Raw genomic sequence first — 23,177 nt, forward strand, 5'->3', positions numbered from 1 at the left:
GAGCTGTCGCCCGCAGTCCGCATGCTTTTTAAGTGAAAAACGTCCCATGGCAACCGAACGATACAATCCGCGCGCGTCAGAGCCCAAATGGCAGAAGGCCTGGGCCGACAGGAAGCTGTTCGAGGCGCACAACGATGATCCGCGCCCGAAATACTACGTGCTGGAGATGTTCCCCTATCCATCGGGACGCATCCATATCGGGCATACGCGCAACTATACGATGGGCGATGTGGTGGCGCGCTACAAGCGGGCCAAGGGTTTCAACGTGCTGCATCCGATGGGCTGGGACGCCTTCGGCATGCCGGCCGAGAACGCGGCGATGCAGAACAAGGTCCATCCCAAGGAATGGACCTACCAGAACATCGCCACCATGCGCGAACAGCTCAAGGTCATGGGCCTGTCGCTGGACTGGGCGCGCGAATTCGCGACTTGCGATGTCGACTACTACCACCGCCAGCAGATGCTGTTCCTCGACTTTGTCGAGAAGGGCCTGGTGACGCGCAAATCCTCGAAGGTCAATTGGGATCCGGAGGACATGACGGTGCTCGCCAACGAGCAGGTCATCGACGGGCGCGGCTGGCGCTCGGGCGCGCTGGTCGAACAACGCGAGCTGACGCAATGGTTCTTCAGGATAACCGACTTTGCGCAGGATCTCCTGGATTCGCTCGATCGCCTCGACGAATGGCCCGAGAAGGTCAAGCTGATGCAGCACAATTGGATCGGCCGTTCGGAAGGCCTGCTGGTCCGCTGGCCGCTGGCGGCTCCCGTCGCCGGCGAGCAGGAGCTGGAAGTCTATACGACGAGGCCCGACACCATCTTCGGCGCCTCCTTCATGGCGGTCGCCGCCGACCATCCGCTGGCCAGGAAGGCCGCCGAGACCAATCCGGCGCTGGCGAGCTTTATTGACGAAGTCCGCCATATGGGCACTTCGGTGGCGGCGCTGGAGACGGCCGAGAAGAAAGGCTTCGACACCGGCATCCGCGTCGTGCATCCGTTCGACGAGAACTGGACGCTGCCGGTCTACGTCGCCAATTTCGTGCTGATGGACTACGGCACCGGCGCCATCTTCGGCTGCCCGTCCGGCGACCAGCGCGACCTCGATTTCGCCAACAAATACGGCCTGCCGGTGATCCCGGTGGTGATGCCGGAAGGTGCTGATCCCAAGACCTTCCAGGTCATCGACGAAGCCTATGTCGACGACGGCGTGATGATCAATTCGCGCTTCCTCGATGGCATGAAGCCAGAGCGGGCGTTCGACGAGGTGGCGAAGCTGCTGGAGCAGAAGACGATCGGCAACCGGCCGATGGCCGAGCGCAAGGTCAACTTCCGCCTGCGCGACTGGGGCATTTCGCGCCAGCGCTACTGGGGCTGTCCGATCCCGATGATCCATTGCGAGGATTGCGGCGTGGTGCCGGTGCCGAAGGCAGACCTGCCGGTGAAGCTGCCCGACGATGTCGAGTTCGACCGCCCAGGCAACCCGCTGGACCGCCACCCGACCTGGCGGCATGTCAAATGCCCGCAATGCGGCAAGGATGCGCGGCGCGAAACCGACACGATGGACACGTTCGTCGATTCGTCCTGGTATTTCGCCCGCTTCACCGCGCCCTGGGCGAACGAGCCGACCGACCCGAAGGCGGCGAACGAGTGGCTGGCCGTCGACCAGTATATTGGCGGTATCGAGCACGCGATCCTGCATCTGCTCTATTCGCGCTTCTTCACCCGGGCCATGCGCGAGACCGGCCATCTCGACCTAGCCGAGCCGTTCAAGGGCCTGTTCACGCAAGGCATGGTGGTGCACGAGACCTATCGCGTGGGATCGGCATCGAACGGCCGCTGGCTGGCGCCGACCGAGGTGCGGCTGGAGGACGTCGGCGGCAAGCGCCGCGCCGTCGAGATCGCCACGGGCGAGACGGCGGAGATCGGCTCCCTGGAAAAGATGTCGAAGTCGAAGAAGAACACGGTCAGCCCGGAAGACATCACCGACGGCTACGGCGCCGACACCGCGCGCTGGTTCATGCTGTCGGATTCGCCGCCCGAACGCGACGTCGAATGGACCGACGATGGCGCCGCCGGCGCGCATCGCTTCATGCAGCGCATCTGGCGCCTGGTCTCGACCGCGGCCGAATCGCTGGCCGGCATCGCACCCATAGCGGGCGGTGGCGGTGAAGCCGGGGCGGTTTCCAAGGCCACGCACAAGATCCTGAAAGCGGTCGGCGAAGACATCGAGAAACTCGCATTCAACCGCGCCATCGCCCGCATCTATGAGCTCGCCAACGTGCTGACCACGCCGCTCAATGACGTGGCCGAAGGCAAGGCCGATGCCGCGCTCAAAGGCGCCTGCCGGGAGGCCGTGGAGGTGCTCGTGCACCTGATCGCGCCGATCATGCCGCATCTGGCCGAGGAATGCTGGGAGGCGCTCGGCGGTGCCGATCTCGTCGCCGAACGGCCGTGGCCGATCTTCGATCCGGCGCTGGTCGTCGACAATGAGGTCACCTATCCGGTTCAGGTCAACGGCAAGAAGCGCGGGGATTTGACAATTGCCCGCGACGCGGACCAAGGTGCGGTCGAAAAAGCCGTGCTCGCTCTCGACTTCGTGCAGAAGGCGCTCGAAGGCAAGGCTCCGCGCAAGGTGATCATCGTGCCGCAGAGGATCGTCAATGTCGTTGCCTGATCGGGAGAAGACAGAGCTGAGCCGTTTGCTGCGCCGTGCCGCGCTTGCCGGCCTTGTCGGCTCGCTTGCGCTGGTTTCGGCGTGCCAGGTGCGGCCGCTCTACTCGAGCGCGCCGCTGTCGACCGGCTCAAGCGCCAATGCCGAACTGGCATCGATCGCTATCAAACCCGTCAGGACGCGTTACGGCCAGCAGGTGCGCAACAACCTGATCTTCGGATTTGGGCGCGGCGCCGGCGAACCGGCCTCGCCGGCCTACTCGCTCGATCTCGGCGTGACCGAAGCCGTTGAATCCTCGGCGCTCGTGCAGGTCGGAACCGACCAGGACGAGCCGACCGCGGGTTCGGTGACGCTGACCGCCGGCTACACGCTGACCGATGCCAAAACCGGCGCGGTGATCGCGACCGGCAGGCGGGCGATCACTTCGTCCTTCGACAGGCCGCGCCAGGAATTCGCCGCGTACCGGGCACAGATCGATGCCGAGAACCGCGCCGCGCGCGAGCTTGCCAACGCGCTGCAACTGTCCATCGCCCAGGATCTGGCACGGCACGGCAAGACGACTGGTTAGCGCCGCTCTCCGTTTCACGGTGGCATAACAATCTGGTGCCTGAAGGCCGCCTTTGCCACGGCTCCGGAGCCGGTTCTCCGTTCGCCTTTAGCCGAAGCGCGCGGGTGTGTTGACGATCGTGGGATGACGATCGGCCGCACGGATCCGATCGTCCGACACCGCTGTGAAAGTCACGCTTCGCCGCTCTTGGGGGGCCGACGGGAAGCAACTGTTAACCACTCGCTCTCTATTGCTCAGCAGACATTTCAGCGTGAGTCTTGAGCATGGAATCCAAGCGTTTTCCTCGGGTCAGTTCATTGAAGGCAGCGTCGCCCGATGACCCCGGGGTGAAGCGTTTCACGGGTGTGGACAACAAGGCGGACAGCCAGCGGGCAAGAGCAGCAGGAGCCGGCCCTTCCCCATCCCCTGTCGATCTCGGCGGCAACGAAAGCCCTGCCTGGCAAGACTATTTCTTCCTGGCGCCCAATGTGCGGTTTACGCGCACGCCGGACTATGAAGCCAGCACGCGCCGTCCGCGGGACCAGGCGATTGCCGTCGAGCAAAGCGAATCACCAGCACCGCAGGCACCTGGCCAATCCACCGCGGCTGGGACGTCTTCATCGGCGCCAATACCAAGCCGAAACCTTTCTTCGGGCGCCGCCAGGCCGCCCGTCGGCAACAGAGCCGTGGTGCAACCGGCCCCGGCGCCGGTTCCGTCAGGGCATGCCGGCGAAAAGGCGCGGGCCGCCGCTACGCCTGCGGGCCACAGGATGACTGCGGCGGCGCGGGCATCCGCACCGGCAGCGTCCGCCCAAGCAGCGACAGCCCCGGTCAAGACGCCGAGCCGCGAAAATGTGCGCTGGCCCTATCTGTCGGATCACGTCTTTTTCGAGATCATGGCGCCCTATTTGGTCGAAGGCCCGTCACCCGCGCCTCGGGCCGTTTCGGTTGCACGCACGACCGCGCCTGTGGTCACCGAGCGGATCGACAACCGCCCCGCGCCAACGGCCGATCCGACCGCGTTGTTCCGTGTCATCGAATGCCTTCCCGGGTCGCCAGCTCCGTCCGCCGTGCCGGATGTCCGTCCGGCCAACTCCAACCAGGCCGCGGTTCAGCCGGCGGCGAACCGCGTGCCGCAGCAAGCCCGGGCTCCGGCCGCAATTCCCGCCGTCGCAAGCAATGCCGTTCCGGCACTGGTCACGCAAAGTCTGGAGCAAGCCGTACCGGCTCCGGCTGCGCGCGCATCGTCGCGAGCGCCACTGGTCGGCAGGATCGTGCCGACCGCGACGGGCGAGACGTACGAACTCCCCTCAGAAGAATTGTTGCAGCAGCCGCCGGAGGGACAAGGCTTCTACATGTCGCAGGAGCGGCTCGAGCAGAATGCCGATCTTCTGGAAAGCGTGCTCGAGGATTTCGGCGTGCGCGGCGAGATCATCCATGTTCGCCCCGGTCCGGTCGTCACTCTCTATGAATTCGAGCCGGCGCCGGGCGTCAAATCCTCCCGCGTCATCGGTCTCGCCGACGACATCGCCCGCTCCATGTCGGCGATCTCGGCGCGCGTCGCCGTCGTGCCGGGCCGCAACGTCATCGGCATCGAGCTTCCGAACGAGGCGCGCGAAACCGTCTATTTCCGCGAGCTGATCGAATCGGAGGGCTTCCGCAAGACCGGCTGCAAGCTGGCGCTCTGCCTCGGCAAGACGATCGGCGGTGAGCCTGTCATCGCCGAACTGGCAAAGATGCCCCACTTGCTCGTTGCCGGCACCACCGGTTCCGGCAAGTCGGTTGCCATCAACACGATGATCCTGTCGCTGCTCTACCGGCTGAAGCCGGAGGAATGCCGGCTGATCATGGTCGATCCCAAGATGCTCGAACTCTCCGTCTATGACGGCATCCCGCATCTTCTGACCCCGGTCGTCACCGATCCAAAAAAGGCCGTTACCGCGCTCAAATGGGCGGTGCGCGAGATGGAGGACCGCTATCGCAAGATGGCGCGGCTCGGCGTGCGCAATATCGACGGCTACAATCAGCGCGCCGCCGCTGCCCGCGAAAACGGCGAGACGGTCGTCATGACCGTGCAGGCGGGCTTCGAAAAAGGCACCGGCGAGCCGCTCTTCGAGCAGCAGGAAATCGACCTCGCGCCAATGCCTTACATCGTCGTCATCGTCGACGAGATGGCCGACCTGATGATGGTCGCCGGCAAGGAGATCGAAGGCGCCATCCAGCGCCTGGCGCAGATGGCGCGCGCGGCCGGCATCCACCTGATCATGGCGACGCAGCGCCCCTCGGTCGATGTCATCACGGGCACGATCAAGGCCAATTTCCCGACCCGGATTTCCTTCCAGGTCACTTCCAAGATCGACAGCCGCACCATCCTTGGCGAGCAGGGCGCCGAGCAGCTGCTGGGTCAGGGCGACATGCTGCATATGATGGGCGGCGGGCGCATCGCCCGCGTGCACGGCCCCTTCGTCTCCGACGTGGAGGTCGAGCATGTCGTGGCGCATCTGAAGGCGCAGGGTCGCCCCGAATACCTGGAAACCGTGACGGCCGACGCGGATGAAGAAGAAGACGAAGGCGATGAGGGCGCGGTCTTCGACAAGGGCGCCGTTGCGGCGGAGGACGGCGATACCAGCTATGACGAGGCGGTCAAGGTGGTGTTGCGCGACAAGAAGTGCTCGACGTCCTACATTCAGCGCCGCCTCGGCATCGGCTATAACCGCGCCGCGTCCCTGGTCGAGCGCATGGAGAAGGAGGGTCTGGTCGGTGCACCAAACCATGTCGGCAAGCGCGAGATCATCATGGGCCGGCGCCCGCCGGTAACCGCAGCTGAGGATGACGGCACGGACTGACCGGCCTCTTGATCCGCAGCGCACGAAAAAAGGCCGGTTGCCCGGCCTTTTTTCGTGTCGGATAAAAGCTCGCTCAGCCGATTTTCTGGCCGGTCTTGGCCCAGTCGGCGAGGAAGGCGGCAAGACCCTTGTCGGTCAGCGGGTGGTTGACCAGCGCCTTCAGTGTCGCGGGCGGCGCGGTGACGATATCGGCGCCGATGAGCGCCGCCTGCTTGACGTGGTTCACGGTGCGCACGGAAGCGGTCAGGATCTCGGTCTGGAAATCGTAATTGTCGTAGATCTGACGGATCTCCTGGATCACTTCCATGCCGTCGGAGCCGGTATCGTCGATGCGGCCGACGAAGGGCGAGATGAAGGAGGCGCCTGCCTTGGCGGCGAGCAGCGCCTGGTTGGCCGAGAAGCACAGCGTGACATTGACCATGCGGTTCATCTCGGTGCGGATCGTCTTGCAGGCCTTCAGTCCGTCCAGCGTCAACGGCACCTTGATGGCGACATTCGGCGCGATCTTGGCCAGCACCTCGGCCTCCGCCATCATCTGCTTGTATTCGGTCGCCACGACCTCCGCGGAGACCGGGCCTTCGACGATGTCGCAGATCTGCTTGGTAACCTCGGAGATCTTGCCGCCCGATTTGAGAATCAGAGAAGGATTGGTGGTGACGCCATCGAGCAGCCCCAGATCGATCAGTTCGCGGATTTCCTTGATGTCGGCTGTGTCGGCAAAAAATTTCATGGCGGTCTCCTGACGATTTCGTCGTGCTTGGGAAGGCACGTTCAGCGTTGCCCTTTGATCTAGAGCAAAGTCGGGGCAAGGTCACGCCTCATGATCGAAGATTCGCCCTTTGTCGCAGCCGCACCGGTGCTGGTGCCGATGCCGGCCGAACGCCCCTACACCTATGCCGTGCCCGCCGGCATGCGGGTGGTGCCGGGCTCGATCGTGCGCGTGCCGCTCGGGCCTCGCCAGGTCGCCGGCATCGTCTGGGACGGCGCGGTCGAGACGGTAGACGCGAAAAAGCTGCGCCCGATCGAACAGGTCTTCGATTGCCCGCCGATCGATCGGGCGATGCGCCGTTTCGTCGACTGGGTGGCGCAGTATACGCTGTCGGCGCCGGGCATGGTGGCGCGCATGCTGCTGAGGGCGCCGGAGGCCTTCGATCCGGAACCGTGGATCGAGGGATTGCAGCGAACCGCGGCCGTTCCGGACCGGATGACGGATGCGCGGGCCCGCGTGCTGGAGACGGCCGAGGGCGGACTGGCCTGGACGCGATCCGGCCTTGCCCATGCGGCCGGCGTGTCGTCGACGGTAATCGAGGGGCTGAAGGCGCAAGGCGTGTTCGAAACGGTGATGATCCCGCCGCGGCCCGTGGTGGCGGAGCCTGATCCAGCCTACGCCGCGCCGGAATTGATGCCCGACCAGAACGAAGCCGCAAGGCTGCTGCGCGCCAATGTCGCGGGCGGCGGCTTCAACGTCGCACTGCTCGACGGCGTCACCGGTTCGGGCAAGACGGAGGTTTATTTCGAGGCGGTGGCGGCGGCACTGGACCGGGGCAAGCAGGTGCTGATCCTGCTGCCCGAAATCGCATTGACCCATGCTTTCCTCGAAAGGTTCCAGCAGCGTTTTGGCGCCAAGCCCGCCGAATGGCACTCCGACCTGCCGCCGAGGATGCGCGAACGCGTCTGGCGGCAGGTGGCGGAAGGCGGCGTGCGGGTCGTGGCCGGCGCACGCTCGGCGCTGTTCCTGCCGTTCAAGGAGCTTGGCCTGATCGTCGTCGACGAGGAGCACGACCCCGCCTACAAGCAGGAAGACCGCGTCTTCTACAATGCCCGCGACATGGCTGTCGTTCGCGGCCATATAGGCGGCTTCCCCGTGGTGCTGGCATCGGCAACGCCATCGGTCGAGAGCCGCGTCAATGCCAGCCAGGGCCGCTACGCCAGGGCGGTGCTGTCCGCCCGCTTCGCCGAGGCGGCACTTCCCGACCTGAAAGCGATCGACATGCGGCGCGCGCCGCCGGCACGCGGCGGCTTCCTGTCGCCGGTGCTGATCGACCACATGCGCCGGACGCTTGAGAGGCAGGAACAATCGCTTTTGTTCCTCAACCGGCGCGGTTATGCGCCGCTGACGCTGTGCCGCGTCTGCGGCCACCGCTTCGGCTGTCCGGTCTGCTCGGCCTGGCTCGTCGAGCACCGCTTTCGCGGCCAACTGGTCTGCCACCATTGCGGGCACAATGAGCGCCGTCCGGAAGCCTGTCCGGAATGCGGCACGCTCGATCATCTGGTCGCCTGCGGGCCGGGCGTCGAGCGCATCGCCGAGGAAGTCGTCACACATTTCCCGGATGCGCGCACCATCGTTTTGTCGTCGGATCTGATGGGCGGCGTGCGGCGGCTGCGGCTGGAGCTAGAAGCCATCGCCAATGGCGAGGCCGATATCGTCATCGGCACGCAACTCGTCGCCAAGGGTCACAATTTCCCGAACATGACCTTGGTTGGTGTCGTCGATGCCGATCTCGGCCTTGCCAATGGCGATCCGCGCGCCGCCGAGCGCACCTTCCAGCTGCTTAGCCAGGTGACCGGCCGCGCCGGGCGCACCGGCAAGAAGAGCCTCGGCCTGTTGCAGACCTTCCAGCCCGACCATCCGGTGATGCGGGCGATCGTCTCCGGCGATGCCGACGCGTTCTACGAGCGCGAGATTTCCGAGCGCGAGCGGGCGGCTCTGCCACCCTTCGGCCGGCTGGCCGGCGTCATCGTCAGCGCGGTGACGCGGGCGGAAGCCGAGGGCCATGCACGCGGCCTGCGCCGTGCCGCGCCCGAGGCATCCGACCTGTTCGTGCTCGGGCCGGCCGAAGCGCCGCTGTCGCTGCTCGGCGGCCGTCACCGTTTCCGCCTGCTGATCCAGGGCGAGCGCCGCGCCGACATGCAAAGGTTTATCCGGACCATGCTCGCCAACGGGCCGAAGCAGCGCGGCTCGGTCCGGGTGCAGGTCGACATCGATCCGCAGAGCTTTTTGTAAGGTCGCTCAGCGTTCGCGCGGATTGCTGGTCGTGTCCTTCAGTTCGGGACGTTGCCTAAACTCTTCAGGATAGAGTCGACGGGCGTCCTCGATCGATATCACTATGGCCACGGGGCGTCCCCGCTTGGTGATTGTTGTCGGGCTGCCTTTGCTGGCTTCAGCGACCACGGCGCACAGTTCGCTGCGTGCTTTGCTGCTGGATTTTGTTTTCATCGAGTAGCCCTCAACATCGCCTTGGACTGTATCATAAGTCGCTGCAAGGAAAGGAAACCGTTTTGAAAACCCTTGGCCTTCTGGGCGGCATGAGCTGGGAATCGACGGCGATCTATTATCGCCTGCTCAACGATCTCGTGAGGCAGCGTCTCGGCGGGCTGCATTCGGCGAAATTGCTGCTGTGGTCCTTCGACTTCGCCGAGATCGCCGAGCGCCAGCACAATGGTGATTGGGACGGCGCCGGCGCGCTTCTGGTCGATGCCGCGCGCAAGCTCGAGTCAGCCGGCGCGGAAGGCCTGCTTTTGTGCACCAACACCATGCACAAGCTCGCCGACCAGGTGCAGGCCTCGGTGTCGATCCCGCTGACCCACATCGCCGACGCCACCGCAGCCGCGGTCAAAGCGGCCGGCATGCGGCGCCCGGCGCTGCTCGCAACGCGGTTCACCATGGAGCAGGATTTCTACAAGCGCCGACTTGCCGACACATATGGATTGCAGCCGATCGTGCCGGACCAGGCAGGACGCGACATGGTCCATCGCATCATCTATGACGAGCTCTGCCAGGGCATCGTCACCGAGCCATCGAAAACCGCCTATATCGCCGAGATCAACCGCCTGCGGCGCGATGAAAATGTCGACAGCGTGATCATGGGCTGCACCGAAATCACGATGTTGATCGGCCAGCAGGATTTCGACATTCCGGTCTTCGACACGACGCGCATCCATGCTGAAGCGGCGGTCGCCTTCGCGCTCTCCTGATGCGTTTGGCCTAAAGTGCCGGCCGCCATCTGGCGCGCGGCTTTTCCTCCGCTAGAATGCCCGCGATTTCAGAGCGGCATTTACGAGGGGACATTATGGATTTTGCGTTTCCGTGGCCGGTGAGCCAGGGCGAATGGCTGGCTTGGTCGAGCGCCGTCATCACCGTGCTGCTCGGCCTGGTGCTTTTCCTGGCGCCGGGGCTTGCCTTCCGCATCCTGCGCTTGCAGGTCAAGCCGGAGAAGGCGGCGGCGATCGCCGAAGGCCGCGGCCGCATGTCGGGCTTCTATCTCGGCGTGGGCCTGTGCTGCATCCTGCTGGCGCAGCCGCTGATCTACATGGCGCTCGGCTTCTCCTGGCTGTTCACCGCCTTCGGCCGGTTGCTGTCGATGATGTCGGATGGCGCCAACACGCCCTTCAACTGGGCTTCCATCGTCGTGGAACTGGCGCTGGCGGCGTTGCCGCTTGCCTTTGCCTTCGGCTTCCTGCCCTGAATCCGCAGACAATCCAGGGACTTCGTCCCCGGATGCGACAATAGTGCCTGAAAACCATGCGGAACGACGCATTGCGGTCTTAAAAGGCCTGTGCTAGACGGCAATCGACTTTCGGCCGGGGATAGCGGAAGCCGCGCCTCCGTGCTTGAAAAAATGCAGTAAGGTCAAAGATTTAGCCAGAGTTTTCGCTCGCGCCAACAATCTGCGGCCTGTCAGACAAGAGAAAAGACGGTCCGTGGCCCAATCGTCATCGCCAATCTCAGGTGTCGCAGAACGCTATGCGGGTTCGCTGTTCGAACTGGCATCGCAGGCGAATTCCGTCGCCAAGGTAGAAGCCGACCTCAACAGTTTCGAGGCGATGCTCGCGGGCAGCGCCGACTTGACCCGGCTGATCAACAGCCCGGTGTTCTCCAGCGAGGACCAGGCCAAGGCCATCGCGGCCATTGCCGACAAGGCCGGGATCACCGGCCTGACCGGCAATTTCCTGCGCGTCGTCGCCAAGAACCGCCGGCTGTTCGCCGTGCCCGGCATGATCAGGGCATTCCGCCAGATCGCCGCCGAGCATCGTGGCGAGACGACCGCCGAGGTAACATCGGCTCACCAATTGAGCGCTGCCCAGCAGACTGAACTCAAGGCGGCGCTGAAGAGCGTTGCCGGCAAGGACGTTTCCATCTCCGTCACCGTCGATCCGTCGCTGCTCGGCGGTCTGGTGGTCAGGATGGGCTCGCGCCAGATCGATACGTCGCTCAAAACCAAACTCAATTCGCTCAAGCTTGCACTGAAAGAGGTCGGCTGATGGACATCCGCGCCGCGGAAATTTCCGCAATTCTGAAAGACCAGATCAAGAATTTCGGCAAGGAGGCCGAGGTCTCCGAAGTCGGACAGGTGCTGTCCGTCGGTGACGGTATCGCCCGCGTCTACGGCCTCGACAATGTCCAGGCCGGCGAGATGGTCGAATTCCCTGGCGGCATCCGCGGCATGGCGCTCAACCTCGAAGCCGACAACGTCGGCGTTGTCATCTTCGGCGCCGACCGCGACATCAAGGAAGGCGACACCGTCAAGCGCACCGGCGCGATCGTCGACGTTCCGGTCGGTCCGGGCCTGCTCGGCCGCGTCGTCGACGCACTCGGCAACCCGATCGACGGCAAGGGCCCGATCAAGGCGACCGAACGCAAGCGCGTCGACGTCAAGGCGCCCGGCATCATTCCGCGCAAGTCGGTGCATGAGCCGATGTCGACAGGCCTCAAAGCCATTGACGCGCTGATCCCGGTCGGCCGCGGCCAGCGCGAACTGGTCATCGGCGATCGCCAGACCGGCAAGACCGCCATCATCCTCGACACGATGCTCAACCAGAAGTCGGTGCACGACAACGGCCCCGAGAAGGAAAAGCTCTACTGCGTTTATGTCGCCGTCGGCCAGAAGCGCTCGACCGTGGCGCAGTTCGTCAAGGTGCTGGAAGAGCGCGGTGCGCTCGAATATTCGATCATCGTCGCCGCCACCGCTTCCGATCCGGCGCCGATGCAGTTCCTGGCGCCGTTCGCCGGCTGCACCATGGGCGAGTATTTCCGCGACAACGGCATGCATGCGCTGATCAGCTACGACGATCTGTCGAAGCAGGCCGTCGCCTATCGCCAGATGTCGCTGCTCTTGCGCCGCCCGCCGGGCCGCGAAGCCTATCCGGGCGACGTCTTCTACCTGCACTCGCGCCTGCTCGAGCGCGCCGCCAAGCTCAATGACGACATGGGCAACGGTTCGCTGACGGCGCTGCCGGTCATCGAAACCCAGGCCAACGACGTGTCGGCCTATATCCCGACCAACGTGATCTCGATCACCGACGGCCAGATCTTCCTCGAAACCAACCTGTTCTTCCAGGGCATCCGTCCAGCCGTCAATGTCGGCCTGTCGGTGTCGCGCGTCGGCTCCTCGGCGCAGATCAAGGCGATGAAGCAGGTCGCCGGCTCGATCAAGGGCGAGCTCGCGCAGTACCGCGAAATGGCGGCCTTCGCGCAGTTCGGCTCGGATCTCGATGCCGCCACGCAGCGCCTGCTCAACCGCGGTTCGCGCCTGACCGAGCTCCTGAAGCAGCCGCAGTTCTCGCCGCTGAAGACGGAAGAGCAGGTCGCGGTGATCTTCGCCGGCGTCAACGGCTATCTCGACAAGCTGCCGGTCAACCAGGTCGGCAAGTTCGAGCATGGTCTGCTCAGCCACATGCGTTCGGCTGGCAAGGACGTCCTCGACGCCATCCGCAAGGAAAAGGCGCTGTCGGACGATCTGCGCGGCAAGCTGAAGGCCGAGATCGACGCTTTCGCCAAGACCTTCGCCTGAGCGAAGCGCCAGTCCGGATGAGACAAGACGGGATCAGGTTTGAAGCATGCCTTCATTAAAAGACCTTCGTAACCGTATCGCCTCGGTCAAGGCGACGCAGAAGATCACCAAGGCGATGCAGATGGTCGCCGCGGCGAAGCTGCGCCGTGCACAGGAGGCCGCGGAAGCGGCGCGCCCCTATTCGGAGCGCATGGGTTCCGTGCTGGCCAACATCACCCAGGCGATCGGCGGCGGTGGCGATGCCCCGGCGCTGATGACCGGCACCGGAAAGGACGACGTGCACCTGCTCGTTGTCTGCACGGCCGAGCGCGGCCTGTGCGGCGGCTTCAATTCTCAGATCGCCCGTCTTGCCCGCGACCACATCCGCAGGCTCCTGGCCGACGGCAAGCAGGTCAAGATCATCTGCGTCGGCAAGAAGGGTTTCGATATCCTGCGCCGCGACTATGCGTCGATGATCCTCGACCGGATCGACCTGCGCGAGGTCAAGACGCTCGGCTTCGTCAATGCCGACACGATCGCCCGCAAGGTCATCCACCTGTTCAATGAGGGCGGCTTCGACATCTGCACGCTGTTCTATTCGCAGTTCAAGTCGGTGATCAGCCAGGTTCCGACCGCGCAGCAGATCATTCCGGCCGCTGCTTCGTCCGCTCCGGCCGAGGCTGCTGACGGCGCCAGCGCCGTCTACGAATACGAACCCGAGCCGGGTGAAATCCTGTCCGAGCTCATTCCGCGCAACATCGCGGTGCAGATTTTCCGCGCGCTGCTCGAAAACGCGGCTGGCGAAATGGGCGCCAAGATGAGTGCGATGGACAACGCCACGCGCAACGCCGGCGAGATGATCAACAAGCTGTCGATCACCTACAACCGACAGCGCCAGGCGCAGATCACCAAGGAACTGATCGAAATCATTTCGGGCGCCGAGGCGCTCTAGGCGCGGTTTCCCGGGGTCAACGACCTCGATCCGACCGCGCGAGAAACAAAGGACGAAAAGGGTAAAGACGATGGCGAAAGCAGCGACCCCCAAGACGGCGGCTCCCAAGGCGGCAGCCCCGGCCAAGGCGGCACCGGCAAAGGCTCCGGCCGCAGCAGCGAAGGCGGCTCCGGCCAAGAAAGCGGCAGCGCCGACCAGGGCCGCCGCGGTAAAAACCCCGGCCGTGGCCAGCAAGGCCACCGGCATCGTCGGCAAGGTCCGGCAGGTCATCGGCGCCGTGGTCGACGTGCAGTTCGGCGATCACCTGCCGCCGATCCTGAATGCGCTCGAGACCACCAATGTCGGCAACCGCCTGGTTCTCGAAGTTGCCCAGCATCTGGGTGAAAACACCGTGCGCTGCATCGCCATGGATTCCACCGAAGGCCTGGTGCGCGGCCAGGAAGTACGCGACACCGGCGGCCCGATCGCCGTGCCGGTCGGTCCGGGCATGCTCGGCCGCATCATCAACGTCATCGGCGAGCCGGTCGACGAAGCAGGCCCGGTCGACGCGGTCGAGTTGCGCTCGATCCACCAGCCGGCCCCGGCCTATATCGAACAGTCGACGGAAGCACAGATCCTGATCACCGGCATCAAGGTGCTCGACCTGCTCGCGCCCTACGCCAAGGGCGGCAAGATCGGCCTGTTCGGCGGCGCCGGCGTCGGCAAGACGGTGCTGATCCAGGAACTGATCAACAACATCGCCAAGGCGCATGGCGGCTATTCGGTGTTCGCCGGCGTCGGCGAGCGCACCCGCGAGGGCAATGACCTCTATCACGAGTTCATCGAATCCGGCGTCAACAAGAAGGGCGGCGGCGAAGGCTCCAAGGCGGCGTTGGTCTATGGCCAGATGAACGAGCCGCCGGGCGCGCGTGCCCGCGTCGGCCTGACCGGCCTGACGGTCGCCGAATATTTCCGCGACCAGGGCCAGGACGTGCTGTTCTTCGTCGACAACATCTTCCGCTTCACGCAGGCTGGTTCGGAAGTGTCGGCGCTGCTCGGCCGTATCCCGTCGGCCGTGGGCTACCAGCCCACGCTCGCCACGGACATGGGCGCCCTGCAGGAACGCATCACCACCACCACCAAGGGCTCGATCACCTCGGTGCAGGCCATCTACGTGCCGGCCGACGACTTGACCGACCCGGCGCCGGCGACCTCGTTCGCCCACCTCGACGCGACGACGACGCTCAACCGCTCGATCGCCGAAAAGGGCATCTATCCGGCCGTCGATCCGCTGGACTCGACCTCGCGCATGCTCGACCCGCTGGTGGTCGGCGAAGAGCATTATGCCGTCGCGCGCCAGGTGCAGTCGATCCTCCAACGCTACAAGTCGCTGCAGGACATCATCGCCATCCTGGGCATGGACGAGCTGTCGGAAGAGGACAAGCAGACGGTGGCCCGCGCCCGCAAGATCGAGCGCTTCCTGTCGCAGCCCTTCTTCGTCGCCGAAGTGTTCACCGGCGCGCCGGGCAAGCTGGTCGACCTCGCCGACACCATCAAGGGCTTCAAGGGCCTCTGCAACGGCGACTACGACCACCTGCCGGAAGCCGCCTTCTACATGGTCGGCGGCATCGAGGAAGCGGTCGAGAAGGCACAGCGTCTCGCGGCTGAAGCGGCTTAATCAAGGGAATAGGGAGTAGTCAGTAGTCGGTAGTGAATGGCAGGCAGGTGACCGGGCGCAATTGCCCTTTCCCCTACTTCCCTACTCACTATTCCCTACTCGCTAAATCGACATGGCAGAAGCTTTCAAGTTCGAACTGGTCTCGCCGGAGCGCCTGCTGGTTTCCGCAGAGGTCGAGGCAGTCGTCATTCCGGGTGCGGAAGGCGAGATGACTGTCATGGCGCATCACGCACCGGTCATGACCACGATCAAGCCGGGCGTCGTCACGGTGAAGGCCGCATCGGGCGGTGAAGAGCGTTACGTCGTCTTCGGCGGTTTCGCCGACATCGTTCCGGCCGGCTGTACGCTGCTGGCGGAATCGGCTGTCGCGGTGAAGGATGTCGACCGCGCCGATCTCGCGCGCCGCATCCAGGAAGCCAGGGAAGACGCCGCCGACGCCAAGGACGATCGGTCGCGCACGAAGGCCGAACAATTCCTCAGCCAGCTCACCACGCTGGAAGGCGCCATCCTGCCGGCTTGAGGCTGGCACCAGCTGAAAAGCGGGGCCTTGCCTCGCTTTTTTGTTTTTAAATGCCCAATGCCGCGAAGGCCTGAGCCGGTCCGCCACGGCGCAACTGCTCGAGATGGACGGCCGCAAGGTCCATCAATCCTGGCCGTTCAGGCGCCCCGGTCGCGAAGCCGGCGAGATCGAACACTGCCGCGACGGTTTCGGCAGCGGGCAGATTCCGGTCAATGATCGCCGTCATCGGCATGTCGAGCGGGTCGGTAAAATGGCCGTCGGGCAGGGATTTGCCGCGCGCTTCGCAGGCGGCGATCCAGGCGGCAACCGCCAGCATGAGATGTCCGGGCGCGGCGCCTGAATGGAGGCGCTCGATCGCGGAGGCCATGATGCGCTGCGGCAGTTTCTGGCTGCCGTCATTGGCGATCTGCGCGGTGCGGTGGGCAAGTGCTGTGTTGGAGAAACGCTGGGCAAGCTCTGCCGTATAGCTCGCGGTATCCAGCCCGGCATCGGTGGGCAGCGTCGGGATTGCCTCGGCCCACAGCGCATCGACAAAGCGCCTGATCGCCGGATCGGCGAAGGCGCGGTCGACGGTGGCGTGTCCGCTGAGCAGGCCGAGATAGGCAATGGCCGAATGCGCACCGTTGAGCAGTCTCAGCTTCATGTCCTCGAAGGGCCTGACATCCCCGACCATGGTGACGCCGAACTTTTCCCAGGCCGGGCGGCCTGCCGGAAAATTGTCCTCGACCACCCACTGGCGGAACGGCTCGGTCATGACCGGCCAGGCGTCGTCGACGCCGAGCTCGAGAGCGATCCGCGCCCGGTCGGCATCGGTCGTGGCCGGCACGATGCGATCGACCATGCTCGAGGGAAACGCGACCTTGTCGGCGATATGGCCGGCAAGCCTGGTAGCGCCCTTCTCACCGAGGCTGGCATCGCGCAGCGTGGCGAATTCCACCAGCAGCCTGTGCAAGGTCGCCCCGTTGGCAGGCAGGTTGTCGCAGCAGAGCACGGTGAAGGGTTGCACGCCGGCCGCGCGACGGCGTGCAAGCGCCTCGGCCAGAAAACCATGCGCGGTCTTCGGCAGATGCGGGTTCGCCAGATCGTGGGCGATATCAGGGTGGGCTGCGTCGAGCCCGCCGCCGGCGGCCCGCAGATAGGCTTTCTCGGTGATGGTCAGCGTCACGATGCGGGTGCGCGGATCGGTCAGCGCGGCCAGCACGGCGGCGGGATCTTCCGGCGCCACCAGCATCGCGCCGATGGAGCCGATGACATGAAGACTTTCCTCGCCCCCGCTGCGGATCGCCAGCGTGTAGAGCCCGTCCTGCGGCGCCAGCGCATCGCGCGTCTCGGCACTGCGCAGCGACACGCCGACGATGCCCCAATCCGTTTCTCCGGCAGCCAGGCAATCGTCGACATAGGCTGCCTGGTGGGCGCGATGAAAGGCGCCGACCCCCAGATGCACGATGCCTTGCGTGACCGATGCGCGATCAAAACGCGGCACGGCGATCCTGGCCGGCAACGTCGCGATCGTATCCTTCGAAAGACGCCTGTTCATTGCTGTGCGAAGTCCCCGATTGGCCTTTGGGAGCCGCCCCGTAGGGTCGGCGAAGGAAAACGGCAGCGGCGTAACATCCACTGCCGTCCCACACAATGGCCGGTTCCCGGGTCAAAGTCATCATACAACAATCCATTTTTTGTATGTTGACATTATTTCCTTGCGACCCTACCGATAACGCCTCATGGGAGGATCACCGTGGCACTGACAGATGCGGATTTGCTGCTTAGCACCGACGCGCGTCCACGCTCGCTCGCCCGCACCGGATGCTGACCGAAATGGCCAAGATTGAGCAGGGATGACGGGCTGGTGATGCGCCGGCTCTGAGCCGGCGCCTTGATTTTTGAAAAAGGGAGGAAAGTCATGTTGCATTTTTCGAAATTGACGGCGGCTACATTCGCGTTCGGCTCGCTGCTGATTGGCATCGCCAACGCGCAAACCGTGCTGCGGTCGGCCGACACGCACCCCGACGGCTATCCGACGGTCGAGGCGGTGAAATACATGGGCGAGTTGATCAAGCAGCGCACCGATGGCCGCTATTCGGTCGAGGTCTATCATTCGGCGCAGCTCGGCGAGGAGAAGGACACGATCGAGCAGACCCAGACCGGCGTCATCGACCTCAACCGTGTCTCGATGGGGCCGTTCAACGGCATCGTGCCGGAAACCGCGGTGCCGTCGCTGCCCTATATATTCCGCTCGGTAGAACATATGCGCCATGTCATGGACGGGCCGATCGGCGACGACATACTGAAAGCCTTCGAGGCACATGACCTGGTCGGTCTGGCCTTCTACGATTCCGGCGCGCGCTCCTTCTACAACACCAAGAAGGACATCGCCTCGATCGCCGATCTGAAGGGCATGAAATTCCGCGTCATCCAGTCGGACGTGTTCGTCGACATGGTCAACGCACTGGGCGCCAACGCCACGCCAATGGCTTATGGCGAAGTCTATTCGGCACTTGAGACCGGCGTCATCGACGGCGCGGAAAACAACTGGCCGAGCTTCGAATCCGCCAAGCACTATGAGGTCGCCAAGCACTACACGCTCGACCAGCACCAGATCGTTCCGGAAGTGCTGGTGATGGCGAAGGCGAGCTGGGACAAGCTCTCGCCGGAAGACCAGGCGATCGTGCGCCAGGCGGCCAAGGACAGCGTCGTCAAGATGCGCGAACTGTGGGACGCGCAGGAGAAGAAATCCCGCGACATCGTCGAAAAGGCAGGCGTCAAGGTCAGCGAGATCGACAAGCAGCCGCTGATCGACGCGATGAAGCCGGTCTACGACAAATACCTGTCGACGCCGGCGCTGAAGGACCTCGCCGCCCGCGTCCAGGCAACCAAGTGAAGTCGGCCGCGGGGCGGGCAATGCACGCCGTCCCGCGCCTTCGTGACCGGCCGGCGATCGGGAGGATCAGATGGCGACAATGACAAGCAGCGCGGCGCCGCCACGGTTCAGCGTCGTGCTTTCGAGGATCTGCGACGGGGCACTCTACCTGGCCGGCATCGGCTTGGTCGCCATGACCGCGCTCGTCGCCTATCAGGTCTTCTTCCGCTTCGTGCTCAATTCGTCGCCGAGCTGGACCGAAACCAGCGCCATCATGCTGATGAACTGGTTCATCTTCCTCGGCGCCGCCGTCGGCGTGCGGGAGAACTACCATATGGGGTTCGACGTGCTGCTTTATGTCCTGCCGAAAGGCAGCAAGGGAGCGTTGCGCACGCTGTCCGACCTGATCGTGCTCGGCTTCGGATTCGGCATGGTCTGGTACGGCTGCAAGCTTGTCGGCCTGACCTGGCACACCATCATCCCGGCGCTCGAGCTGCCGGGCGGCTTCGACTATCTGCCGCTGGTCGCCGGCGGCGTGCTGATCTGCCTGTTCTCGGCCGAGCGCATCGCGCTGCGCTGGTCGGGCGTCGATATCGACAAGGACATCAATCTCGAGGACGTGCCGGAGATGCCGGCGGTGCAGGAGGCCTAGATGGAGCTCTGGATCCTGTTCGGCGTCTTCACGCTGCTGATGTTCGGCGGCACGCCGATCGCGTTCTGTCTTGGTGCGGCCTCCTTCGCCACCGTCCTCTATCTCGGCCTGCCGCCCCTGGTCGTGTTCCAGCAAATGAAATCGGGCATGAGCGCGTTCTCCCTGATGGCGATCCCGTTCTTCATCTATGCCGGCGATCTGATGGTGCGCGGCGGCATCGCGCAGCGCATCGTTTCCTTTGCCGGCTCCCTGGTCGGCCATGTCCGAGGCGGTCTCGGCCAGGTCAACATCATCGCCGGCACGCTGTTCGGCGGCATTTCCGGCTCGGCCGTGGCCGAGGCCGCGGCCGTCGGCGGGCTGATGATCCCGCAGATGAAGGCACGCGGCTATGGCGCCGACTATGCCGTCAACGTCACCTCGATGGCGGCGCTGATCGCGCTGCTTTTGCCGCCATCGCAGAACATGATCATCTATTCGATCGCCGGGGGCGGCAAGATTTCGATCGCCGACCTGTTCACCGCCGGCATACTACCGGGCCTTTTGTTCGCCGCCTCGCTGATGGTCACCGCCTATTTCGTCGCCCGCAGCCGCGGCTATCCGGTCGAGGCCTTCCCCGGTTTTTCGCGCGTCGGGCAGCTGGCGCTCATCGCTATTCCGGGACTGCTCCTGATCGGCATCATCTTCGGCGGCGTCCGCTCCGGAATCTTCACAGCGACGGAGAGTTCGTGCATCGCCATTCTCTACGCCCTGCTTGTTACCATCCTCGTTTACCGCTCGATGGGCTGGAGCGATTTCGTCCACGCCACCAAGGGCGCCGTGCGCACCACTTCGATGGTGCTGTTGATCATCGGTACGGCGGCTTCTTTCAGCTGGCTGATGGCCTATCTCAAAGTGCCGGTGCTGCTGATCGCCGGCATGAATGCGATCTCCACCGATCCGCTCGTCGTGCTGCTGCTGCTCAATGTCCTGATGCTGGTGCTCGGCACCTTCATGGACATGGGACCGATGATCATCATCTGCACGCCGATCTTCCTGCCGCTGGTCACGCATTATGGCGTGGATCCCGTGCATTTCGGCGTCATCACCATCCTCAATCTTGGCATCGGGCTGAACACGCCGCCGGTCGGCACGGTGCAGTTCGTCGCCTGCGCCGTCGGCAAGATCACCGTCTGGGAAGCGATGCGCTCGATCTGGCCGTTCTATGGCGCCGGTATCGTGGTTCTCGGGCTGGTGACGTATATTCCGGCCATCTCGCTCTGGTTGCCGAGCGTGTTCAAATAGAGGACGACATGGCATTGGATAGCGCAGCCGACCTCAGGGTCGAGAGAAAACCCAAACTGTCGGAGACCGTCGTCGCGGCAATCCGCAGGCAGCTTCAGGCCGGCGAGATCCTGCCAGGCCACAAACTGCCGACCGAGGGCCAGTTGACCGAAACCTTCGGCGTCAGCCGCACCGTCATCCGCGAAGCCCTGGCCAAGCTCGCCGCCGACGGCCTGGTCGAGCCGCGGCAGGGCGCCGGCGTCTTCGTCACAGAGCACATCTCGACGATGTTCGGGGCGCTCGCGGCCGATATGGGCAGCAAGGATTCGATCGCACTCAACGTGCTCGAAGTGCGGCTCGCCATCGAGATCGAATCGGCCGGGCTTGCCGCGATCCGCCGCAACGCGGCCCAGGAGGCGGCGATCCAGGAAGCCTTCTTCGAGTTCGAGCGGCTGTTGCTCGCCAGCGAGCCGACCGGTCCGGCCGATCTCGCCTTCCATCGCGCCATCGCGAGCGCCACCAATAACCCGTTCTATGTCGAGATGCTCGACGTGCTCGGCCGGCGCGCCATTCCGTGCGACGTGACCTCGCCCTGGTCGACCGAGCTTGTGCAGTCCGACAGCTATCAGCGTGGGCTGCAGCGCGAGCATCTGGTGATCCTGAACGCGATCACATCGGGCGATGCCGAAGCCGCGCGCGAGGCGATGCGCACGCACCTCTCGGCCAGCCAGCAGCGCTATCGCGAGCGCCTGCATGCGCGGCAGGTCTATTATTCCGACTCGGTCAAGGCGGCCGGCGGCGAATGATCCATCTCAAGTCAGGACAGCAATGAGCCAGAACCATACCGACTATACATCGCGCTTTGCCATCGACCCCGCCGCCGCCGCGGCCATGGGGACCGACGAGTTGCGCCACAATTTCCACATCGAAGACCTGTTCCAGCCCGACCGCGTCAGCCTGACCTACACACATTACGACCGCATGATCGTGGGCGGCGCGATGCCGGCCGGCGCGCCGCTTCGGCTGGAGGCAATCAAGCCGACCGGAACGAAAGGCTTTCTCGAGCGCCGCGAGTTGATCGCCGTCAATATCGGCGGCGCCGGCACGATCGAAGCCGGCGGCCAGCTCCATGAGCTGCAGGCGCGCGACATGCTCTATCTCGGCATGGGCACGCAGGATGTGTCATTCGCCTCAGTCGACAAGGCGGCGCCGGCAAAGTTTTATCTGCTCAGCGCGCCGGCGCATCAAACCTTTCCCAACCGGCTGATCCGCATCAGTGACGCCCGGCGTCTCGATCTCGGCAGCAAGGAGGCCTGCAATGAACGCTCGATCTTCCAGTTCATCCATGCCGACGGGGCCAGGACCTGCCAGCTCGTCGTCGGGATGACGCAACTCGCGCCGGGCTCCATCTGGAACACCATGCCGTGCCATGTGCACGACCGGCGCATGGAGGCCTATCTCTATTTCGACCTGCCGGAGGCGGCGCGCGTCTTCCATTTCATGGGCGAGCCGGACGAGACCCGACACATCGTCATGCGCAACGGGGAGGCCGTGCTGTCGCCGGGCTGGTCTATCCATTCAGGCGCCGGCACCTCCAGCTATGCCTTCATCTGGGCGATGGCCGGCGACAATGTCGACTATACCGATGTGGATCCGGTGGCGATGGAAGACCTGCGGTGAGCGATCTTTCCGCCTTCAGCCTGACCGGCCGGCGCATCCTCGTCACCGGCGCCAACACCGGCATCGGCCAGGGCATTGCCGTCTCGATCGCGCGCGCCGGCGGCACGGTCGTCGGTGTCGGCCGTTCCTCGATGGATGAGACGGCCGCAAGGATCGCCGCGGCGGGCGGGCGGTTCGAGGCGGTCGCGGCCGACCTTGCCGACACATCTGCCGCAGGTCCGATGCTGGAGCGCGTGTGGGACGAAAGCGGGCCGCTCGACGGGCTGGTCAACAATGCCGGCATCATCCGGCGCGCCGATGCAATCGACCTTTCTGAGGCCGATTGGGACGAGGTGCTCGACCTCAACCTGAAGACGGCTTTTCTGCTCTGCCAAGGCTTTGCCAGGCGCGTCCTTGCCGGCGGACGCAAAGGCAAGATCGTCAACATCGCCTCGGTGCTGAGCTTCCAGGGCGGCATCCGCGTCGCGTCCTACACCGCCTCGAAGCACGGCGTGCTCGGCATCACCCGGCTGCTCGCCTGCGAATGGGCAGCGAAAGGCATCAACGTCAACGGCATCGCGCCGGGCTATATCGAAACCAACAATACGCAGGCGCTGCGCGCCGATCCCGACCGCAGCGCCTCGATCCTGGCGCGCATTCCGGCCGGCCGCTGGGGCCGGCCGGAAGACATTGGCGATGCGGCGGCCTTCCTGCTGGCGTCGGCGTCGGACTATATGCATGGCGCGGTGGTGCCGGTGGACGGCGGCTGGCTGGCGCGATGAGGATATT

The 23,177-nt window shown here is 64.5% G+C and carries 20 protein-coding genes; 17 read left to right on the forward strand and 3 right to left on the reverse strand.

Annotation, left to right across the window (positions count from 1 at the left end; translation table 11 throughout):
* Window positions 1–46: 46 nt before the first annotated feature.
* The 3 genes from leuS (at window position 47) to FJ949_RS03675 (ending at window position 6,061) form a co-directional block, all read left to right on the forward strand.
* The gene (gene leuS, locus FJ949_RS03665; protein WP_140492943.1) at window positions 47–2,671 is read left to right on the forward strand and encodes a leucine--tRNA ligase; all 2,625 of its coding nucleotides are present in this window, start codon (window positions 47–49) and stop codon (window positions 2,669–2,671) included.
* Window positions 2,658–3,236 (forward strand): LPS assembly lipoprotein LptE, encoded by a 579-nt coding sequence (gene lptE / locus FJ949_RS03670; RefSeq protein ID WP_140492946.1) that lies wholly within the window; start codon window positions 2,658–2,660, stop codon window positions 3,234–3,236. Before leuS ends, lptE begins: the two co-directional genes overlap by 14 nt.
* A gap of 263 nt (window positions 3,237–3,499) precedes the next feature.
* Window positions 3,500–6,061, forward strand: coding sequence for a DNA translocase FtsK (locus tag FJ949_RS03675; protein WP_140492949.1), 2,562 nt, complete (start codon window positions 3,500–3,502; stop codon window positions 6,059–6,061).
* A gap of 73 nt (window positions 6,062–6,134) precedes the next feature.
* Here the strand turns inward: FJ949_RS03675 and fsa are convergent, their stop codons facing one another.
* Window positions 6,135–6,791 carry a fructose-6-phosphate aldolase gene (gene fsa, locus FJ949_RS03680; RefSeq protein WP_140492952.1) on the reverse strand — a complete coding sequence of 219 codons (657 nt, stop codon included), beginning with the start codon at window positions 6,789–6,791 and terminating at the stop codon, window positions 6,135–6,137.
* Between the two features lie 90 nt (window positions 6,792–6,881).
* On the opposite strand from fsa, the gene FJ949_RS03685 reads away from it, so the two are divergent.
* Window positions 6,882–9,065, forward strand: coding sequence for a primosomal protein N' (locus FJ949_RS03685; RefSeq protein ID WP_140492955.1), 2,184 nt, complete (start codon window positions 6,882–6,884; stop codon window positions 9,063–9,065).
* Window positions 9,066–9,071: 6 nt separating this feature from the next.
* Here the strand turns inward: FJ949_RS03685 and FJ949_RS03690 are convergent, their stop codons facing one another.
* Complete coding sequence (locus tag FJ949_RS03690; protein WP_140492958.1) at window positions 9,072–9,278, reverse strand: type II toxin-antitoxin system prevent-host-death family antitoxin; 207 nt, start codon at window positions 9,276–9,278, stop codon at window positions 9,072–9,074.
* A 62-nt stretch (window positions 9,279–9,340) separates the two neighbouring features.
* Between FJ949_RS03690 and FJ949_RS03695 the strand changes: the two genes are divergently transcribed.
* From FJ949_RS03695 to FJ949_RS03730, 7 genes are all read left to right on the forward strand, one after another.
* Window positions 9,341–10,036, forward strand: coding sequence for an aspartate/glutamate racemase family protein (locus FJ949_RS03695; protein ID WP_140492961.1), 696 nt, complete (start codon window positions 9,341–9,343; stop codon window positions 10,034–10,036).
* Window positions 10,037–10,131: 95 nt separating this feature from the next.
* Window positions 10,132–10,527: a DUF4345 family protein gene (locus FJ949_RS03700; RefSeq protein ID WP_140492964.1), complete on the forward strand. Its 396-nt coding sequence runs from the start codon at window positions 10,132–10,134 to the stop codon at window positions 10,525–10,527.
* Window positions 10,528–10,762: 235 nt separating this feature from the next.
* Window positions 10,763–11,323 (forward strand): F0F1 ATP synthase subunit delta, encoded by a 561-nt coding sequence (locus FJ949_RS03705; RefSeq protein ID WP_140492968.1) that lies wholly within the window; start codon window positions 10,763–10,765, stop codon window positions 11,321–11,323.
* A complete protein-coding gene (gene atpA, locus FJ949_RS03710; RefSeq protein WP_140492971.1) occupies window positions 11,323–12,852 on the forward strand; it encodes a F0F1 ATP synthase subunit alpha in 1,530 nt (509 codons plus the stop codon). The genes FJ949_RS03705 and atpA overlap by 1 nt, the downstream gene beginning before the upstream one ends.
* Before the next feature lie 46 nt (window positions 12,853–12,898).
* Window positions 12,899–13,783, forward strand: a complete 885-nt coding sequence (locus tag FJ949_RS03715; RefSeq protein ID WP_140492974.1) for a F0F1 ATP synthase subunit gamma — start codon at window positions 12,899–12,901, stop codon at window positions 13,781–13,783.
* Window positions 13,784–13,853: 70 nt separating this feature from the next.
* Window positions 13,854–15,440 carry a F0F1 ATP synthase subunit beta gene (atpD, locus tag FJ949_RS03725; RefSeq protein WP_181165201.1) on the forward strand — a complete coding sequence of 529 codons (1,587 nt, stop codon included), beginning with the start codon at window positions 13,854–13,856 and terminating at the stop codon, window positions 15,438–15,440.
* Between the two features lie 112 nt (window positions 15,441–15,552).
* Window positions 15,553–15,960 carry a F0F1 ATP synthase subunit epsilon gene (locus FJ949_RS03730; RefSeq protein ID WP_140492977.1) on the forward strand — a complete coding sequence of 136 codons (408 nt, stop codon included), beginning with the start codon at window positions 15,553–15,555 and terminating at the stop codon, window positions 15,958–15,960.
* 46 nt (window positions 15,961–16,006) lie between these two features.
* Here FJ949_RS03730 and FJ949_RS03735 read toward each other — a convergent pair whose 3' ends face one another.
* Window positions 16,007–17,497, reverse strand: a complete 1,491-nt coding sequence (locus FJ949_RS03735; protein ID WP_140492980.1) for a mannitol dehydrogenase family protein — start codon at window positions 17,495–17,497, stop codon at window positions 16,007–16,009.
* A 363-nt stretch (window positions 17,498–17,860) separates the two neighbouring features.
* Here FJ949_RS03735 and FJ949_RS03740 point away from each other — a divergent pair, with 363 nt between their 5' ends.
* The 6 genes from FJ949_RS03740 (at window position 17,861) to kduD (ending at window position 23,170) form a co-directional block, all read left to right on the forward strand.
* Complete coding sequence (locus FJ949_RS03740; protein ID WP_140492983.1) at window positions 17,861–18,838, forward strand: TRAP transporter substrate-binding protein; 978 nt, start codon at window positions 17,861–17,863, stop codon at window positions 18,836–18,838.
* Between the two features lie 79 nt (window positions 18,839–18,917).
* Window positions 18,918–19,469 (forward strand): TRAP transporter small permease, encoded by a 552-nt coding sequence (locus tag FJ949_RS03745; RefSeq protein ID WP_140493500.1) that lies wholly within the window; start codon window positions 18,918–18,920, stop codon window positions 19,467–19,469.
* Complete coding sequence (locus FJ949_RS03750; RefSeq protein ID WP_140492986.1) at window positions 19,470–20,750, forward strand: TRAP transporter large permease; 1,281 nt, start codon at window positions 19,470–19,472, stop codon at window positions 20,748–20,750. It abuts the gene before it with no gap.
* Window positions 20,751–20,758: 8 nt separating this feature from the next.
* Complete coding sequence (locus tag FJ949_RS03755; protein ID WP_140492989.1) at window positions 20,759–21,535, forward strand: FadR/GntR family transcriptional regulator; 777 nt, start codon at window positions 20,759–20,761, stop codon at window positions 21,533–21,535.
* Window positions 21,536–21,557: 22 nt separating this feature from the next.
* Window positions 21,558–22,409, forward strand: a complete 852-nt coding sequence (gene kduI, locus FJ949_RS03760) for a 5-dehydro-4-deoxy-D-glucuronate isomerase (RefSeq protein ID WP_140492992.1) — start codon at window positions 21,558–21,560, stop codon at window positions 22,407–22,409.
* A complete protein-coding gene (gene kduD, locus FJ949_RS03765; protein ID WP_140492995.1) occupies window positions 22,406–23,170 on the forward strand; it encodes a 2-dehydro-3-deoxy-D-gluconate 5-dehydrogenase KduD in 765 nt (254 codons plus the stop codon). The genes kduI and kduD overlap by 4 nt, the downstream gene beginning before the upstream one ends.
* Window positions 23,171–23,177 lie beyond the last annotated feature (7 nt).

Origin of the sequence: Mesorhizobium sp. B2-4-1 (genome assembly GCF_006442185.1) — a bacterium.
Lineage (GTDB): Bacteria > Pseudomonadota > Alphaproteobacteria > Rhizobiales > Rhizobiaceae > Mesorhizobium.